Origin of the sequence: Terrabacter carboxydivorans (assembly GCF_039532035.1) — a bacterium.
In the GTDB taxonomy this organism is placed as follows: domain Bacteria; phylum Actinomycetota; class Actinomycetes; order Actinomycetales; family Dermatophilaceae; genus Terrabacter; species Terrabacter carboxydivorans.
In genome coordinates this window covers 1-16,299 of the sequence record NZ_BAAARE010000040.1, presented here as the reverse complement: position 1 = coordinate 16,299, position 16,299 = coordinate 1, and the positions used below count along the sequence as shown (strand labels likewise).

The 16,299-nt window shown below is 68.8% G+C and carries 13 protein-coding genes and 2 pseudogenes; 5 read left to right on the top strand and 10 right to left on the bottom strand.

Annotation, left to right across the window (positions count from 1 at the left end; translation table 11 throughout):
- Window positions 1–133: 133 nt before the first annotated feature.
- From ABD297_RS22925 to ABD297_RS22910, 4 genes and pseudogenes are all read left to right on the top strand, one after another.
- The gene (locus ABD297_RS22925; protein ID WP_344257458.1) at window positions 134–1,072 is read left to right on the top strand and encodes an AllF/FdrA family protein; all 939 of its coding nucleotides are present in this window, start codon (window positions 134–136) and stop codon (window positions 1,070–1,072) included.
- On the top strand, window positions 1,069–2,490 hold the full coding sequence (locus ABD297_RS22920) for a YlbE family protein (RefSeq protein WP_344257457.1): 1,422 nt from the start codon (window positions 1,069–1,071) through the stop codon (window positions 2,488–2,490). Before ABD297_RS22925 ends, ABD297_RS22920 begins: the two co-directional genes overlap by 4 nt.
- A 22-nt stretch (window positions 2,491–2,512) precedes the next feature.
- Window positions 2,513–3,736, top strand: coding sequence for a cytosine permease (locus ABD297_RS22915; RefSeq protein WP_344257456.1), 1,224 nt, complete (start codon window positions 2,513–2,515; stop codon window positions 3,734–3,736).
- Between the two features lie 551 nt (window positions 3,737–4,287).
- Window positions 4,288–4,707: pseudogene (locus ABD297_RS22910) on the top strand (IS481 family transposase); the annotation flags it as partial.
- A gap of 512 nt (window positions 4,708–5,219) precedes the next feature.
- Here ABD297_RS22910 and ABD297_RS22905 read toward each other — a convergent pair.
- From ABD297_RS22905 to ABD297_RS22865, 9 genes are all read right to left on the bottom strand, one after another.
- Window positions 5,220–5,834, bottom strand: coding sequence for a flavodoxin family protein (locus ABD297_RS22905; RefSeq protein ID WP_344257453.1), 615 nt, complete (start codon window positions 5,832–5,834; stop codon window positions 5,220–5,222).
- A gap of 189 nt (window positions 5,835–6,023) precedes the next feature.
- Entirely contained in the window at window positions 6,024–7,583 is a 1,560-nt protein-coding gene (locus ABD297_RS22900) for an alpha/beta hydrolase fold domain-containing protein (protein ID WP_344257452.1), read from the bottom strand.
- Between the two features lie 185 nt (window positions 7,584–7,768).
- Window positions 7,769–8,548 carry a class F sortase gene (locus ABD297_RS22895; RefSeq protein ID WP_344257451.1) on the bottom strand — a complete coding sequence of 260 codons (780 nt, stop codon included), beginning with the start codon at window positions 8,546–8,548 and terminating at the stop codon, window positions 7,769–7,771.
- Between the two features lie 23 nt (window positions 8,549–8,571).
- Window positions 8,572–9,402, bottom strand: coding sequence for a hypothetical protein (locus ABD297_RS22890; protein WP_344257450.1), 831 nt, complete (start codon window positions 9,400–9,402; stop codon window positions 8,572–8,574).
- Between the two features lie 794 nt (window positions 9,403–10,196).
- Window positions 10,197–10,730 carry a hypothetical protein gene (locus tag ABD297_RS22885; protein ID WP_344257449.1) on the bottom strand — a complete coding sequence of 178 codons (534 nt, stop codon included), beginning with the start codon at window positions 10,728–10,730 and terminating at the stop codon, window positions 10,197–10,199.
- Entirely contained in the window at window positions 10,727–11,182 is a 456-nt protein-coding gene (locus tag ABD297_RS22880) for a cupredoxin domain-containing protein (RefSeq protein WP_344257448.1), read from the bottom strand. Before ABD297_RS22880 ends, ABD297_RS22885 begins: the two co-directional genes overlap by 4 nt.
- 128 nt (window positions 11,183–11,310) lie before the next feature.
- Window positions 11,311–12,516 carry an MFS transporter gene (locus ABD297_RS22875; protein WP_344257459.1) on the bottom strand — a complete coding sequence of 402 codons (1,206 nt, stop codon included), beginning with the start codon at window positions 12,514–12,516 and terminating at the stop codon, window positions 11,311–11,313.
- Entirely contained in the window at window positions 12,516–13,322 is an 807-nt protein-coding gene (locus ABD297_RS22870) for an SDR family NAD(P)-dependent oxidoreductase (RefSeq protein ID WP_344257447.1), read from the bottom strand. Before ABD297_RS22870 ends, ABD297_RS22875 begins: the two co-directional genes overlap by 1 nt.
- A gap of 308 nt (window positions 13,323–13,630) precedes the next feature.
- The gene (locus ABD297_RS22865) at window positions 13,631–14,179 is read right to left on the bottom strand and encodes a carboxymuconolactone decarboxylase family protein (RefSeq protein ID WP_344257446.1); all 549 of its coding nucleotides are present in this window, start codon (window positions 14,177–14,179) and stop codon (window positions 13,631–13,633) included.
- 287 nt (window positions 14,180–14,466) lie between these two features.
- Here ABD297_RS22865 and ABD297_RS22860 point away from each other — a divergent pair, with 287 nt between their 5' ends.
- Window positions 14,467–15,828 carry a hypothetical protein gene (locus ABD297_RS22860; protein ID WP_344257445.1) on the top strand — a complete coding sequence of 454 codons (1,362 nt, stop codon included), beginning with the start codon at window positions 14,467–14,469 and terminating at the stop codon, window positions 15,826–15,828.
- Between the two features lie 175 nt (window positions 15,829–16,003).
- Here ABD297_RS22860 and ABD297_RS22855 read toward each other — a convergent pair.
- A pseudogene (locus ABD297_RS22855) lies at window positions 16,004–16,177 on the bottom strand (integrase core domain-containing protein); the annotation flags it as partial.
- Between the last annotated feature and the right edge of the window lie 122 nt (window positions 16,178–16,299).

The following is a 16,299-nucleotide window of genomic DNA, read 5'->3' as shown; positions in this document are numbered from 1 at the left end:
CCGCCTCCACGGCGAGATCGGGCTCGTGCCGCCCGTCGAGTTCGAAGACCAGCACTACCGGCAGAATCCCGTGGCGGCTACCGTCGTCGCGTCAGTTCCGAGCCTCCACTAAACCCGGAACGGGACAGTCAGCGTGCGCATCCACACCCTCGGCGGGGGCGTGTCACAGCTGATCGGCACCGGCGGGCGCGACCTGAGCGCCGCGGTAAGCGGGGTCATGATGATCGACGGCATCCGAGCCCTGGCCGTCGACGAGCACACGGGCGCCATCGTGCTGGTCTCCAAGCCGCCTGCCCCTGAGGTCGAACACAAGGTGCTCGCTGAGGTCGCAGCCGCGGGAAAGCCGGTCGTCGTCTACTTCATCGGCGGATCGGAAGAGGCCGTCACCGCCGCGGGCGGCCACTTCGCCTCCAGCAGCCGGGACGCTGCCGTTCAGGCCGTGCGCCTCGTCTCCGACGAGGCTGCCTCCGTCCCCGAGCTTGACGAGCAGGGGATTTGCGACGTCATCGGCCGACTCGCGCCGGAGCAGCGCCACGTGCGTGGACTGTTCAGCGGCGGAACGCTGTGCGATGAGTCCATGTACGCCCTCCTGACCGCCGGAGAAGAGGTCTGGAGCAACATCCAGAAGGATCCCGCCTTCGTTCTCCGTGCGGGCGAGCCCAGCCGCGGCCACACCTTCCTCGACTTCGGTGACGACGGGTTCACCAACGGCCGGCCCCACCCCATGATCGACCCGTCGCTCCGGCTCGAGCGACTGGTCCAGGAGGCCGACGACCCGACCGTGGCCGTGGTCGTCATGGACTTCGTCCTGGGCTTCGGGGCCCACGAGGACCCCGTCGGGGTGACCCTCCCGGCCATCGCAGAGGCCAAGCGCACGGCCGCGGCACACGGCCGCGACCTCGAGATCGTGGGCTACGTCCTCGGCACCGACCGCGACAGCCAGTCGTACGCGGCCCAGGTCGTCGCGCTCGAGGGTGCCGGGGTCACCGTGACCCGCAGCAGCACCGAGACCGGCGAGTACGTCCGAGGCATCGCCCAGCACGCCTCCGTCCGAAAGGCAGCCCACGCATGACCACCCGCACCGCCGAGCTCTTCGCCAACCCTCTGGACGTCGTCAACGTCGGCCTCGCGATGTTCGAGGACGACATCGCCGCCCAAGGCACCTCCGTCACCTCTCTCGACTGGACCCCTCCCGGTGGCGGCGCCCCGACCGCGATCGCGGCCCTCGACGCCCTGACCCAGGACGGGCGCCCCGAGCGCATCGACGCTGCGAACGCCGAGGCGGTCCAGCGGATCATGAGCGCCAAGCCGGTCCTCGTCGGCTACGGCCGCGCCCTCGACGTCGTCCCGGGCATGACCCCGACGACGATCCTGCACGCCGGCCCTCCCATCGAGTGGGAACGGATGTCCGGGCCGATGAAGGGCGCCGTCACCGGAGCCATCGTGTTCGAGGGCCTCGCCAAGGACCTCGACCAGGCCGCCGAGGTCGCCGCCTCCGGCACCATCACGTTCTCGCCCTGCCATGAGCACCAGTCGGTGGGCTCCATGGCCGGCGTGACGTCGGCATCGATGTACGTGCACATCGTCCACAACGAGACCCACGGCAACTACGCCTACACCAACCTCTCCGAGCAGCTCGCCAAGATCCTGCGGATGGGCGCCAACGACCAGAGGGTCATCGACCGCCTGGTCTGGATGCGCGACATCCTCGGTCCGATGCTCAAGGAAGCCATCGAGATCACCGGACCCATCGACCTGCGCCTCATGCTCGCCCAAGCCCTGCACATGGGCGACGAGGCACACAACCGCAACGTCGCCGGCACCGTGCTGCTGTTCCAGGCCTTGGCGCCCGGCCTCCTACAGTCCAGCTTCACCACCGAGCAGAAGAAGCAGGTCTTCGACTTCATCGCGAGCTCCGACTACTTCTCCGGACCGACGTGGATGGCCACGGCCAAGGCAGCGCTGGACGCCGCCAACGGCGTCCAGGGCTCGACCATCGTCACGACGATGGCGCGCAATGGCGTGGAGTTCGGCATCCGTGTGGCCGGCCTGCCGGGGCAGTGGTTCACCGGGCCTGCCCAGCAGGTGGTCGGCCCCATGTTCGCCGGCTACAAGCCCAAGGACTCCGGCCTCGACATCGGCGACAGCGCCATCACCGAGACCTTCGGCTTCGGCGGCTTCGCCATGGCTGCCGCTCCCGCGATCGTCGCGCTCGTCGGAGGCACCGTGGACGAGGCCGTTGCCTACACCCGGGAGATGGGCGAGATCACCACCGCGCAGAACCCGAACGTGACGATCCCGTCACTCGGATTCCAAGGCCTACCCACGGGCATCGACGTCCGCAAGGTCATGGACACCGGCATCCTGCCGATCATCGACACCGCGATCGCACACCGGGACGCGGGCATCGGGATGATCGGCGCCGGCATCACCCACCCGCCCATCGAAGCCTTCCAACAGGCGATTCGCGCCCTCGCGGCGTCGATCTGAAACCGAGAGCGAGCGCAGACACATGACGTCCCACCGCACGGCTGATGCCCTCAGCCAGACCGACTCTGCAGCGGGTCGCGCGCTCGAGTCCGAGTTCGAGCACTCCCCCGTACCGGCCTCCCACCGCAAGTCCCTCCTCACGGTCTCGGCCGTCTGGTTCGGCTTCCCGATGATCCTCACCAATGCCGTCCCCGGAGGCCTCGTCGTCGCGATGCTCGGCTTCTGGCAGGGCCTTGCCGCGATTGTTGTGGCCAACCTGATCATGTTCGTCTACGTGAGCCTGCTCAGCTACCGCGCGGGCCAGACCGGCAAGAGCTTCGCGCTCCAGGCCACCGAGACCTTCGGCACAGCCGGGTACGCGATCGCCTCCGGCTTCCTCGCCACAGTCGTCATCGGATGGTTCGCCTTCAACACCGGCGCGACCGGTGCCGCCCTCGACCACGCCTTCGGGTGGAACGAGAAGCTCGTCGCGCTCGTCGCAGGCATCCTCTTCATCGCGGTGACCTACCTCGGCATCCGAGCGCTGTCGGTGCTCGGCGCCATCGCGGCCCCCCTGTTCATCATCGCCGTCGTGGTCGCCATCACCGTCGCCTCCCACTCGCACGACTTCGGCCAGATCACGCGCTACCGGGGCGTGGGTGGGAGCGCGATGACCTTCGGAGTCGCAGTCACCGCGATCATGGCCACCTTCGCCGACTCCGGCACCATGACCGCCGACTTCACCCGGTGGTCGCGCAACGGCAAGGAGGCAGTCCCAGCGACCGCCACCGCGTTCCCCGTCGCCAGCCTCGTGGCACAGCTGAGCGGTGGGCTCCTCGTCGCGGCCGGAGCCGTTGCCAGCCCGGAGACCGCCGGAGGCGACTTCACGCCGATCCTGACCGGGCCCGGCAACCCGATCCTCAACGCCTTAGTTGTGGTCTTCGTGGTGGTCAACCTCGGCTCGGTCTGCACCCACTGCCTCTACAACGGTGCGCTCGGCTGGTCGCACCTGCTGAGGTCGAAGATGCGCCTGCTGACCCTGGTGCTCGGCGGCATCGGTGTCGTCGTCGCGCTGCTCGGTGCCTGGAGCTACTTCGTCAACTGGCTCGCCTTCCTCGGCGTCATCGTCCCCCCGCTGGGCGCCGTCCTCATCGCCGACCAGATCCTGCTCGCCAAGCGCCTCCCCCGGGCGGCCCGAGCGCAGGTTCCGTCTGACGGCTTTCCTTGCCTGGACGATCGGCGCAGCCGCTGCGCTCTTCGTGCATGAGGTCGTCCCCACGTACTCGGACGCGGTCGTGGGCCTGGCCGTGGGCCTCATCGCCTATGTCGCCATCGAGCGCACGCGGCTCAGTCGGCAGCCGGCCTGACATCACGCACCCGAGAGCCCCCTGCGCCGTCGTCGCGTGGGGCTCTCGCCTGTGTGAACCGGCACAAGCGGACTGCGGCAACGACAGCGTCCTGCAGCAACACACCGCCACCCAACGACCGCTTCGGTGGCGCAAGGACGCCGCGTTATGCTGACTCGGTGGTCTCCGTCTCGGTGTCTCGACGGAGGTGGAGCGCTTACGAGTGTCGTCCCAGTCGAGAGGGCTAGCTTGACCAGAACCTCATCGTGACGTGGAACGCCAGCCACCCAGCGGCCGCCCAGGTGGCCGTGTCGGTGAAGCCCCTGTTTCCGTGCGACGGACGTGCGATCCCGACTCGGCGATCGACGCATCCAGGTGGACAAGTCTGCGCTCGGACGTAGGCGGCGTGGGGCTGTTATCGAAGGTCAGAGGCCAGTCCCGTTGCGGCAGCATCCACCTGGCCGGGCGCAAGGTCCTGATCGCCGAGATCCTCGGCGGCCGGCAGGTCGGGATCCGGATCGAGGGCACCACCTTGATGGCGTTCGACCGGGACACCCGCGAGCTGCTGCGCACCCGCCCGAACCCGGTCCCGGCCGAGCAGCTGCGAGGCCTGCGCGGGGTCCGCCCGGTCGGGCCACCGCTACGGCCCTCGACCGAGCCGGTCACCGTGCAACGGCGCGCCTCGACCGAAGGAGTTGTCGTGGTCGCACGGCAGAAGGTCGCCATAGGCCGGGCCCACGCCCACCACACTGTCACCGTCACCGTTCACGTCGCCGAGACCACCCTTGCGGTCGAGACCGACGGCGAGACCCGCGTCTTCCGCCGAACCAGCACCAAGCCCGTGCGTAGCATCAAGGGACAGCGGCCACGGACCGCTGCCACCGGTTCCTAGCCCGAGTGTCAAGCATCAGGTGACACAGATCCGTCAAGCATCACGTGAGTCAAGACACGAATTCCAAGTGGCGCTACCTCCCCGCTACCCCCGGGTTCTGGGCTTTGGACAAGCCAATGTCGCGTGGTCACGCGGGTCAGGCGTCGGCGACATGAGCCGTTGAGTCGCAGCGACGGTGCGCGGCTGGCGAAGGTGGAACGCCTCGGTACGGTGGCTGTTGCAGTCGCGTGGGTCGAGGGGCTGGACGACAACATCCGAGACCTCAATGCGCTCCTGACCGACGCCGTGGGGACCACGACGCGCCTGGATGAGCAGGACGCCGAACTGAGCAGGCAACTCGTCGTTGCGGTCCAAGAGCTGAATCGTGAGGTGCCCCGAGGCGGAAGAGACAGTGTCGGGTCCACGCTCTCATGCTGGAGGGAGACGACCTTGACCCGCCTGAACGACAGGGCCCCCTTCGGCGCGGCACGTCCGCTCGTGGAGGTCGAGGACGAACACCCGCCTACGACGAGTCACTGGGTGCTGGAGGGTGGGTAAGCGTTCCCGTTGAGGAGTTGGGCCAGGTGCGCGGCGTTGGCCGCGAGGGTCCGGGTTGTACTGGCGACGGCCTCGGGGGTCTCGGGGAGGTCTTTGTAGTCGGTGCCGTGCATCGCCTCACCGTTCCAGTAGGTGACGCCGCCGGCTGGGATGGTGAAGCCGACGTCGTTCAGACTTTGGAACGCGATGGCGCTGATGTGGTGGGCTCCGTCCTCGTTGCCGACCACGACGACGACCGCGACCTTGCCGTACGTGCGTAGGCGACCCCGCTCGTCCTTCTCGGACAGCTCCGCGTCGAGACGCTCAAGGACTCGCTGGCAGACACTGCTGTGCTGGCCCATCCAGGTCGGGGTGGCCAGTACCAGGATGTCACTGGCCATCAGCTGTTCCCGGATGCCGGGCCACGCGTCCCCGGCGCCCATGTCCAGTTGCACGCCGGGTAGGACGTCGTGGTCGACGACGCGGACCATCGACCCGGTCACGTGGTGCTCAGCCAACGCATCAAGCACCTGCTGGGCAAGCAGCTCGGTGCTCGAGGCTGCAGGCGAGGGGTTCAGGGTGCAGTTCAGGACGAGCGCGGACAGTGACATCAGGCAGCCTCTCTCGAGTGGGGTCAATCAGTGGTCGATCAGTGGTCGATCAGTGGTGTCCCCCGTACCCCGGATCACGAGTGGCCACCCGTGATCCGGGGCGTTCCAAGGGCGTTGTGGTGTCGAGTGATCTCGACGCCTGCAGGTGTCCTTCCGGCGGTCTCCGGCAGGTGCGCGTACCCGCCGGGTTCAGGTACGCGTGGCGGTGAAGGCGGCCTGGAAGTGGTCGGCTGCTTCCTGCTGGGCCTGGGCGGCCTTGTCGAGGACTGCGGCGGCGCCGAAGAACTCGTGCATGACCCCGTCGTACTGGGTCAGGCTGGTGGACACTCCGGCTGCGTGCAGGTTGGCGGCGAACTGCTCTCCTTGGCTGCGCAGCACGTCACGTTCGTCGATGATCACCAGGGTGGGCGGCAGGCTGGCCAGCTGCTGCCGGCTCCACCCGAGCAGGTCGATCCGCGGGTCCTTCGCGGCGTCCGGCTGTCCTTCGAAGGCGTGCATGGCCATCCAGGACAACAGCGCCCGGTTCAGGGGTCGCCCGTCGGCCGCGTCGGCCATCGACTCGCCGAACTGCTCCCCGGTGGTCAACGGGTAGACGCACACCAGTGCCGTGGGCAGGGGCTCGCCGGCCTCGGCGAGCTGCAGGATGGTGGCCGGAGCCATGTTCCCGCCGACGGATTCGCCGCCGATCCCGATCCGGGTCGGGTCCCCGCCGTACTGGGCGGCGTTGGCGACCGCCCAGCGGTAGGCGGTCAGCACGTCGTCGTGGGAGGCGGGGAAGGTCGCTTCCGGGGCCCGCCGGTAGTCCGGGGACACCACGATGGCGCCGGTCTTGTTCGCCAAGCCCCGGCAGGACGCGTCGTAGGTGTTGATGTCGAACAGGACCCAGCCGCCGCCGTGGATCCACATGATCACCGGCAGCGGCCCCTCCGGCGCGGAGGCGGGGCGGTAGACACGCAGGGTCTGCTGGCCACCGGCGGCGTCGGGGATGCTCAGGTCCTCCACGGACGCGACCGGCTCGGGGCCCTCGATGCCGAGGTCGGCCATGACCTGCTTGACGGCATCGTCGGGGCCGGGCTGGCGTCGGGCCGCGTCAGGTTCGAGGATCTCGAACGGCTGTGGCCCCAGCGCCGAGTGCGCATCGACGATGGCCTGCGCCTGCGGGTCCAGCAGGCCGGAGGCGTCGGTGGCCAGCCGGTCCTTCTTGCCGGTGGCCTTGGCCTTGAGAGTGTCCAAGGGCTTGGCCAGCGCCCCGACCACCTTCTGCACCCCTCCGGTGTCCGGGGCGTGCGGGTGCGCCGCCGGCGGGGCTGCGCGTTTCGCGGCGAGGAACTCCTTGCCCAGCTGCGCCATCCGCTCCGGGCCGGCCTTGGCCCGGAACGCGGGCAGCTCCTTCTGCTCTTCGTCCACAACGTGGTGCCGGGTCAGGGCGATCAGCTCGCTCAGGGCAGCCTCGAACTCGGCGCTGCCGGGGTCGGTGCGCTCGAGGGTGACCAGCAGCTGCTTCATGTCACCGTGCTCGTGGCGGGCATCCTCGTTGGCCTCCTGCATGCCCATCTCGGGCCACAGCGGGTACAGCACGTTCTCTTCGGCGAACGCGTGCAGCGCCAGTTCGAAACTGATCTGGTCGACCAGGGTCCGGCGGTCGCCGCGGCCGGCCTCGAGGTGCTGGAACTGTCGTTCCACGATGGCGTGGTCATCGGCGATCAGATGGTCGATGTCTCCAGGCAGGGTCGGATAGTTCAACGGCACGTCGTCATCTCCTCAGTTGGCAAACGTCAGTTCAGGTATCGGTCGGGAATGTCACAGTTAGGAAGACTGCCGGACATGTCGGGTGCACCCGTCCTGGGTGGAGTCCGCCGCAAAAGGCGTCTTGGGTGGCCTTCCCGACCTGGCGGGAGCCGGCCCGCTGGAGCGTGGGCGTTGAGGGTCGGGCCTCAGGTGGCGCTGGTGAGGTGGGCGAAGACGATGACGTTGTCGCGGTACTCGTTGCGGTTGTCGGTGGGGCCGCCGCAGGTGACGAGCCGGATCTCGGCCTGGGTGAAGTTGCCGTCGTAGACCAGCTGGGTCGGGAACTGCGTCTTTCGGTACGCGGCGACCCGGTCGACGGTGAAGGTCAAGCGGGTGCCGTCCTCGCGGGTGATCTTGATGGGGTCTCCGGCCTTGACCTCGCGTAGCTTCGCGAAGATGCCGGGTACCCCGGCGGGGGTGTCAACGTGGGCGGCGAGCACGGCTGGGCCCAGCTGTCCCGGGGTGGGGCCGGCGTTGTAGAGGCCGACCTCTTGGGCGGTCCCGGGTACGGAGATGGTGCCGTCGGGTTGGATGCTCAGCGGCACGAAGTGGGTGGACTGGACGCCGATGGACGGGATCTGGAGGGAGGTCGGGTCGGAGGCGGGCAGGAACTGGCCGATGGGCCCACCACTGGTGTCGGTGTGGGTCTCAGCGGCTGGAGTGGCCGGCGGCCTGGGGCGGCTGCTTGGTCCGGATGTGTTTTCTGCCGGCTTCGGGCTCTGCCCGTCGGTTGCGGCGGCAGTGCCGGTGTGCGTGGCGGAGGCGGCCAGACCCTGGCCCGTCACGGAGTGCGACGGGCCAGGGGTTCCGTGCAGGCCCAGGACGAGCGCGAGGATCCCAATCACGGCCAGCACTGCTGCGGCCGCGGCGGCCGCCGCGACACCAAGGGTGACGCGGCGGCCTTTCTCGGGTTGTTGCTCGGGCATGGGCGCGGTGTCGTCTCCGCCGGTCAGCCGCGGGAGCGGGCGCGGCGGGCGGCGAGGGCACCGGTGCCGGCGGCGGCGAGGAGGGCGCCGCCACCGACGATCAGGAGGGCCTCGTTCGGGCCGGTGTTGAAGCTCGCGTTCTTGAGGGTGTCGGAGGCGAGGCCTCCACCAGTGTGCATGCCGCCGGCGGGGGCAACCCGCAGCGCGCCACACAGGGCCGGGTCGGTGGCCTCGGTCGGCAGGGCCGGGTTCAGCTCGCTCTTGGTGGCGCCGGAGTACTTCCCGTCCTTGTTGTAGTCGACTCCGTGGATCACCACCACGGACTGGCCGGAGGCGATCGCCTGGGCGACATCGCTCGAGACCTGGATGCTGCCGCGCTGGTAGGCGATCCTGCCGCCGGGGGCGGTGCTGAAGCGGTCGACCGCGAGAGCGGACTTGGGGCTGGTGTCGCCGGTCTTGGTCAGGGAGACGACGATTCCGCCGTAGGCGGGTCCGCCCTCGGTGGTGTTCAGGTGGCCGTCACCGTTCTTGTCGTCGCCGAGGGTCGGGCACTCGTGGCGGGCGGTGGCGCCGAAGTGGATGTGGGCGGCGTGCGGGCTGTCCGGGAGCAGGCCGTTGGCGGCCATCGTGACGGTGATCGTGTTTCCCTGGACGTTGACCATGGCGGTGCCGCTGCCGTTGACTCCGTTGCCGGCGACGGGCTTGAGGTTGGCGGTGACCGAGCCGTCGGCGGCGAACGCCGGGGCGACGCTCAGAGCCAGGGCCGCGGCTGCGGCGAAGCTGGCCCCGACGATGCGGGTTGTACCGCGGGTGCTGGTTCGGGTGGTCTTGGTTCGAGTGGCGGTAGTTCGCATGCGTTTCTTCCTCCTTGACGAGGAGACGAAGCCGTCCACCCCTCTTGTGGTTCGGACGGGAGGTCGTCGTCGACCGTCTCCAGAGAGGGTTTCGTCACGGGCCACCAGATCGGATTGGATCACTTCCGGACAAAGGGCGCCAAGGGTCGCCCACAGCCAGCCGTGGCGTGCTCGTGCGGGCTCGGCAGCAGCCTGGATCCAGCGGTGATCCCACTCCGGGACGCGAAATATCCTTAACGGGTATGTACTGCCGCAACACCGGCTTTGAGGCTGCGTAGTTCGGGAGGGTGCATGTCGGTCAGGACAGAATGGGGCGCCAACAGCGCCGACCCCGGGCTGGCTCAGCTGATCGCGGGCTGCGGTCTCGGCGATCCTCACGCCATGGAAGCGCTCGTCGACCAAACCGCTGTGATGGTGCTGCGCATGTGCCAGATGGTGCTAGGCGACGCAAGAGGTGCAGAGGGTTGTGCGGTGGCTGCATACCGGAGGGTGTGGCGCGGAGCGAACTCCTATGACGTCCACGTGGCCTCACCCCGTTGCTGGCTGGCCACGATTGCCTACTTGAGTGCTCGCGCGTACTAGGCCGTGATCCCCCACGACTGGCGGGCGGTGCCTTGGTCGAACTTTGCCCCCGGGACCGAGTTTGCGCCGCGTCTGTGCGTTGAGGCCACGAGCTGGTCCTCGGTTCGCCTGAGTCTGCGGAGCTGGTGTCCGCGAACGCAGCTGTCAGCGTCGGTCAGCGTAGTCATCCGCTCTGGAAGACCAGGCCGCTCCCGCGCGTACTCGGTCCTGCCCTAACCGGCATCCTTCCGTGCAGTGGATGAGCCTCCATCCGTCCCGGCACGAGACACTCGCGTCGGGGCATCGTGTGACCCTCCAGTGGCGGCTCGATCACGGGACGGGTGCCCTGAGACGACCAGCGCCATCAGCGCTGCCACGGCTGCGACTGCCTCGGCCACCGCGCTCAGAGATTTCTCGAAGAACCAGACGGGCTCGTACATCCCCGGCAGGGGCCCCACGGCCGGGATGTCGACGTAGCGGTAGAGAACGACCGCACCGACAGCGCTCAGACCGACGATGAGCGCCCCCATGAAGGCTCTTCGGCTCCCACGCATGATGACCCACGCCCCCACGATGAGGGCCGCGGCTGCTTCGATGCGGAAGAGATTCCCTGCCCCGATCCCGCTCGGCGCTGACTGCTGGTACCCACTGGCCAGCCGTAGGTGCACCACCGCGTCGACGATGAGTGCAGCCGCAGTGATCGCGCGCAGTACCCCCGCGGTGACACTGCCGGGGGTGCCGTGTCGGTGGGCGGTCGTGGAGGTCACCGGACTACCAGGGTCCCGCTCATGTTGCCATGGAATCGGCAGACGAACTTGTATGAGCCGGGCTTGGTGGGCGCGGTCATCGTCGCCGTGGCGCCGGGGTCGACCTTGACGTCGAAGCCCCCGTCCTGGGACGTGACCGTGTGCGCCTGTGAGTCGCTGTTTCTGATGGTGATCTTCGCGCCGGGCGCCACCGACGCCGGCACTGTGTAGGCGAAGTCGGCGATGGAGATGACCGGCGCCGTAGCCGTCCCAGCCGTCCCACTGGTCCCACTCGTCCCGCTCGAGGTGGACGGCCCGGCCGAAGTGCTCCCATCCCCGGTGCTTGATCCAGGAGCCGGCGTGGACGACGAGACCGTGGTTGAGGGGGCCACCTCAGGGCTCGACGGTCCGCAGGCCGCGAGGCTCAGCGCCAGGGCGGGTGCGGCAGCAAGGAGCGTGATCGTGCGGGTCATGGTTGCCTCCAGATCAGGCGGCCGATGAGGGCCGCACGATGGAGTTCGGTGCCACACCGGCATCGGCTTGGTTTGAGCCGTGCAGGGCATGTCTTCATCCGCACCGAGCTCGACGATCAGGGGCAAGGTCAGGAGGGCGCAACGGCCGGCTTCGAGCCGCGTGGTGAGGCGAGCACGACCACGGTGCACAGGGCTGCCGTGGCCGCCGCGGTGGTGAGGGCCCATGGGTACCCGGCGTGGGGCGCGATGAAGGTGAGCACGTAGGGCACGAGGAGCCCGGCGTAGGCGAGACTGTAGAAGATCGCGACGGTCGAGCCGAGTTGATCGGGGGCGGCAGTCTCCTCGACCTCGCGCAGTCCGGCGCTCAGGCACAGCCCGTAGCCCGCGCCGAGCATCGCTGCGGCGGGTGCAGCGCTGACCAGACCGGGTCGTGCCGTGGCGTACGCCGCGGCCAGGCAGCCGAGCACGACGACGGTCAGACCGACCGCAGCGGCGCGACGCCCATCGCCGTCACCTGCCGTGGCGGCGTAGAGCCGGCGGCCGATCGACTGGGCGCCATACCCGACGGCCAGAGCCAGGGCCGCTAGCAGGCCAGGAACGGCCACCTGCAGTCCTGCGACGCTGCCGATGCCATGAGCCGGGATGGTGGTGAACGCCAGGGTCACGCTGCCGAAGACCCACGGTGCGAGGGGCAGCGTGGTGCCCCGGAATCGGGCGGTGCGGGTTGACGCTGGAAGCAGCGGAGCTCGAGGCCCTCGCGTTCCGGGCTTGCGTGGGTGAGTCTCTGGTGCCCGCGGGAGCACCGCGAGCACCACGAGGGTCAGCAGCAGGTGAAGCAGGTAAGGCAGCAGCAGGGGTGCTGGCGCCCACTGAGCCAGGGTTCCTGCAACCAGTGGACCGACACCGAAACCGGCTGTCAGGGCGATCGCTGCTCGCCGTGCCCCCGTCCCGGGGGCCGCGTCGTCGGACAGCTCCTTGACCCAGGCGGTGCCGATGGTGAACACCGTGCCAGACACCACCCCGGTGAGCAGTCGGCCCGCGTACAGCCAGCCGGCGCCCCACTGGCCGCCGGCCAGCACGGCAGTGGCGAGCAGCGAGAGCGCGGCGAAGCCGATCATCAGGATGCGGCGGCCGAACCGGTCGCTGGCCCGACCGCCCAGCAACAGACCCGGGATCAACCCCAGGGCGTAGACCCCGAAGATTGCGGTGGCCTGGATGTCGGAGAGCCCGAGGGTGCGCCGGTAGACGGCGAGCAGGGGAACGAACTGGTTCGCGCCGTAGCCCACGGTGAACATGGTGAGGGCGGGCCAGCGCCACTGGCCGCCACCGCGCATCACAGGCTGGAGTGCGATTCGACGGCCCTCTCCAGCAGCGGCTTCCGCTCAGCGAGCATCCGGTCGACCGCCGCGGGGTCCTTGAGGTTGGCAGCGATCATGTCGCGACGCTGCTCACCGCCCCGCACGAGGGTGAGGCTACCGTCCAGGATGGCGTCGATCGTGGCGTTGGCGACCGCCTCCGGGGACTCGTATTCGAAACCCTCGGCGGCACCAGCCCTCGAGGACTCCATCATCGGGGTGCTCGTCGCCCCGGGATAGACAGTCAGTACGTGCACGCCCTCGCCGTACAGCTCGCGACGCAGGGCCTCCCCGAAGTGCGCAATGCCTGCCTTCGTCGCCGCGTAGGTCGAGTAGAACGGCATCGCGACCAACCCGATCGCCGAAGAGACGTTGATGACAAGCCCGCCCCCGGACTCTCTCAGGCTGGGCAGCGCAGCCCGCGTCAGCAGGATCGGCGCGGTCAGGTTAAGTGCGACCTGGGCCAGAACCTCGGACTCCTCGATGACCTCGAGCCGGCCCGCGCGAACGTTGCCCGCATTGTTGACCAGGACCTCGAGCCCACCGAACTCCGCGCGCGCCGCGGCCACCACCCGCGCCGAAGCGCCTGGTTCGGTCAGGTCCGCCGTCACCACGAGCGCCTTTCCTCCCAGCTCGCGGACTCGGGCTGCCAACTCCTCGAGAGGTTGTTGACGACGACCTACGAGGGTCAGTCGCGGCGTGTACTGAGCGAGCCGCAGTGCGAGAGCCTGCCCGATGCCGCTGCCGGCACCGGTGATCAGGATCGAGGCATCTTTCAGTTCCATAAGTACTCCTTCGATGGGTTCGGCCAATCCCGAACGACGAGAGGGCAAACCGCACAAACCCTCAAGCCCACGCGCGAGGCCCGGTCCTGGACGTCCGTCCGCTGCCACTAGGCGCGGCGGCTGGTTCTTCCCATGCTCATTCCCCACGCATGGGCTCGGTTCACAGGAAGTAGCTGGTCAACCGCCAACCGGTTCAGCGTGCTCCAGGGGACTTCGCAGTGCCGGTCGTCAACGAAGGCGCCGACACCTGCAGACCATGGGCACTACGTGCAGGTCGGCGTTGATCTGGGGTGACGGGGACGCTTGGGTCAGGCGCTCACGGGCGGCGCCGCGGGCAGGTCGAGCTCGGTGCCGGCGAAGTGGTTGAAGTAGTTGGTGTAGAGGTTGACGGCGACGTGGGCGAAGGTCTCGGCGAGGTCTTCCTCGCTCCATCCAGCCGCGAGGGCGGCGGACCACGCCTCGTCGGAGACGGCGCCGGTGGCCGCGGCGATCTGTCGTGCCACCTCGGCGATGCTGGCCAGCTTGTCGTCGAAGTCGACACGCCCGGCGCGGATGGCGATGGTCTGCTCCTCAGTGAGGCCGGCGGCCTTGGCGGAGACAGTGTGGGCGGACTGGCAGTAGTGGCACTCGTTCTCGTTGCCGACGGCCAGGGCGACCGCCTCACGGGTCCGTGCGTCGAACGTGCCGTGCTGCCGGAGCGCAGCCGACATGGCGGCGTACGTCGCGAGGACCACCGGGGAGTGGGCCATCCCAGCGTGGATGTTGAGCGTTTTGCCCATGCGCTTGCTGATCTCGGCCAACGTGGCGCGCGACCCCTCGGGGGCGGAGTCGATCGTGTGAGCGGGAATGCGGGGCATGTGACCTCCAAGATCCGGTATGTGCCTACGTCTCGACAACCCCGTGAACCTGGTAGATCCTTCCCGAGGCCGGAATATGGCTTCGAATGATGAGACGTCGCGGAGCAGCGTGGGTGACCTTCGTACAGAGAGCACCCGCGGCCGGGAGCGGGAAGGTGCAGCGGTGGTCAGCGGGTTACGGCACGGGGCGTCCGCGGTTCAGATGGATGCCCACCGGTCTGGCTACCGGAAGGACCAACATGCGGTTGAGACAGTGGTGTCGCGAGCTCGCGGCCAGGACCCGACCCGTGGACGCGCGCACCGCAGCCGTGCTGCGCGAACGTTGGGACGCCCTTCCCCCAGGGGTGAAGACTCGCGAGCAGCTTCTCGGGCGGCACGCCGTCGGATGCGAAGGCACCCACGGCGTCTTTCCGAAGTGCAACCTGACGTGCAGTCCGTGTTACCACTCCCGGGACGCGAACAAGGTGCGTGTCGATGGCAGCCACACCGTGGAGCAGGTGCACGCGCAGATGGCGTTCCTGGCCGAGCGGCGCGGCCCTCGAGCGCATGCCCAGCTCATCGGCGGCGAAGTGACGCTCCTGTCGCCGGATGACCACGCGGCGGCGTTGCTCGCGATGAGGTCGCACGGGCGTGAGCCGATGTCGATGACTCACGGGGACTTCGACTACACCTACCTGCGGGACTTGGTGCACGATCAGGCTGGCCGGGTGCGTCTGCCTCGGGTGTCCTTCGCGGCGCACTTCGACTCGCTGATGCGCGGCCGGCGCGGAATCTCGCGACCCCGGTCCGAGGCTGAGCTCACCGCGTATCGGGCCGCGTTCGTCGCGATGTTCCACCGGCTACGGCAGGAGACCGGCGTGCGTGCCTACCTGGCACACAACATGACCGTGACGCCCGCGAACCTTTCGCAGGTGGCCGGGGTCGTGTCGTCGGTTGCCCGGCAGGGCTACCAGATGATGTCGTTTCAGCCGGCGGCCTTTGTCGGCGATGAGCGACGCTGGGGCGAGGACTATGCCGAGGTCGGTATCGACGACGTGTGGGCTGAGATCGAGCGCGGGTTCGGCCAAGCCATCTCGTGGCAGGCGCTGCAGTTCGGCGACCGGCGCTGCAACCGCACGGCCTTCGGTTTCCTGGTTGGCGAGCGGTGGCACGCGCTGGTCGAGGCGGACCGGCCGGCAGAGACGGCGGCGCGTGATGCGTTCCTGGATCATTTCGGCGGCGTGAACTTCGGGGGGAGCCCACCGCTGCCGCTCATCGTTAAGGTCGCCCGGCTGGTCGTGCGCCATCCGGGCGATGTAGCGGTGGCTGCCCGCTGGCTGCGTTCGATGACAGTACGGGCTGGGGGGATGGGGGTCCTCTCCCGCGCTGCGATGCGGCGCCAGATCCGTCCCCTGACCATCGTGGTGCACCGCTTCATGGACGCCCAGGATGTCGCGCCCGCATGGGACCTGCTTACTCGAGGCATCGTTGCTACTGACCCAGAGCTGCGAGCCACCCAGGAGAGGTTGCAGGCATGTACGTACACGATGGGGCACCCCGTCACCGGCGAGCTGGTGCCCGCGTGCGCGCAGCACTCGGTTCTCGACCGCGGGGAGAACGAGCAGCTGCGGCGTCTGCTGCCCCTCACGGTCTTGCCTACATCCTCGTGACCGTCCCCTCGTGACCCTGCCCTCGTGCCCGGGCCCTCGGGACTACGCTGTTCCGAGGTTGCGGGCCTTCTGGACGCGGCCACACACACGGAGGGGGTTGCCTGACATGGAGAGTCCTCCGCCCCCCGCGGGGGTCCGTGGGCGCGGCGCCGGCCGGCGGCCTAGATGTACCCGGTCATGACGTTGGTGACAGTCGGCTGACGGGCGGGAGCCCTTGCAGGGCGGTGTGGCGTCGTCGAGTGTTGTAGTCGTGCAGCCAGGGCGCAAGGGCTGCGGCTCGCTCGCCGTTGCTGGTGAAGACCTGTCGGTAGGCCCACTCGCTGGCCAGGGTCCGGTTGAACCGTTCGATGCTCCTATATTCGTCAAGCGGCCGGGGCGACGGGCGCTGTGACGGCGGAGGTATCCGTGGCGCGGGGCAGGTTGGCGAAGACCTCGCGGGCGATGTAGCGCTTGAGGCAGCGGATGATTTCG

Bases quoted from the DNA above. Each gene is read 5' to 3' on its own strand.
- ABD297_RS22920 (WP_344257457.1), top strand. From the start codon at position 1,069: ATGACCACCCGCACCGCCGAGCTCTTCGCCAACCCTCTGGACGTCGTC.
- ABD297_RS22880 (WP_344257448.1), bottom strand. From the start codon at position 11,182: ATGACCCGCACGATCACGCTCCTTGCTGCCGCACCCGCCCTGGCGCTG.
- ABD297_RS22915 (WP_344257456.1), top strand. From the start codon at position 2,513: ATGACGTCCCACCGCACGGCTGATGCCCTCAGCCAGACCGACTCTGCA.
- ABD297_RS22870 (WP_344257447.1), bottom strand. From the start codon at position 13,322: ATGGAACTGAAAGATGCCTCGATCCTGATCACCGGTGCCGGCAGCGGC.
- ABD297_RS22905 (WP_344257453.1), bottom strand. From the start codon at position 5,834: ATGTCACTGTCCGCGCTCGTCCTGAACTGCACCCTGAACCCCTCGCCT.
- ABD297_RS22895 (WP_344257451.1), bottom strand. From the start codon at position 8,548: ATGCCCGAGCAACAACCCGAGAAAGGCCGCCGCGTCACCCTTGGTGTC.
- ABD297_RS22890 (WP_344257450.1), bottom strand. From the start codon at position 9,402: ATGCGAACTACCGCCACTCGAACCAAGACCACCCGAACCAGCACCCGC.
- ABD297_RS22875 (WP_344257459.1), bottom strand. From the start codon at position 12,516: ATGCGCGGTGGCGGCCAGTGGCGCTGGCCCGCCCTCACCATGTTCACC.
- ABD297_RS22865 (WP_344257446.1), bottom strand. From the start codon at position 14,179: ATGCCCCGCATTCCCGCTCACACGATCGACTCCGCCCCCGAGGGGTCG.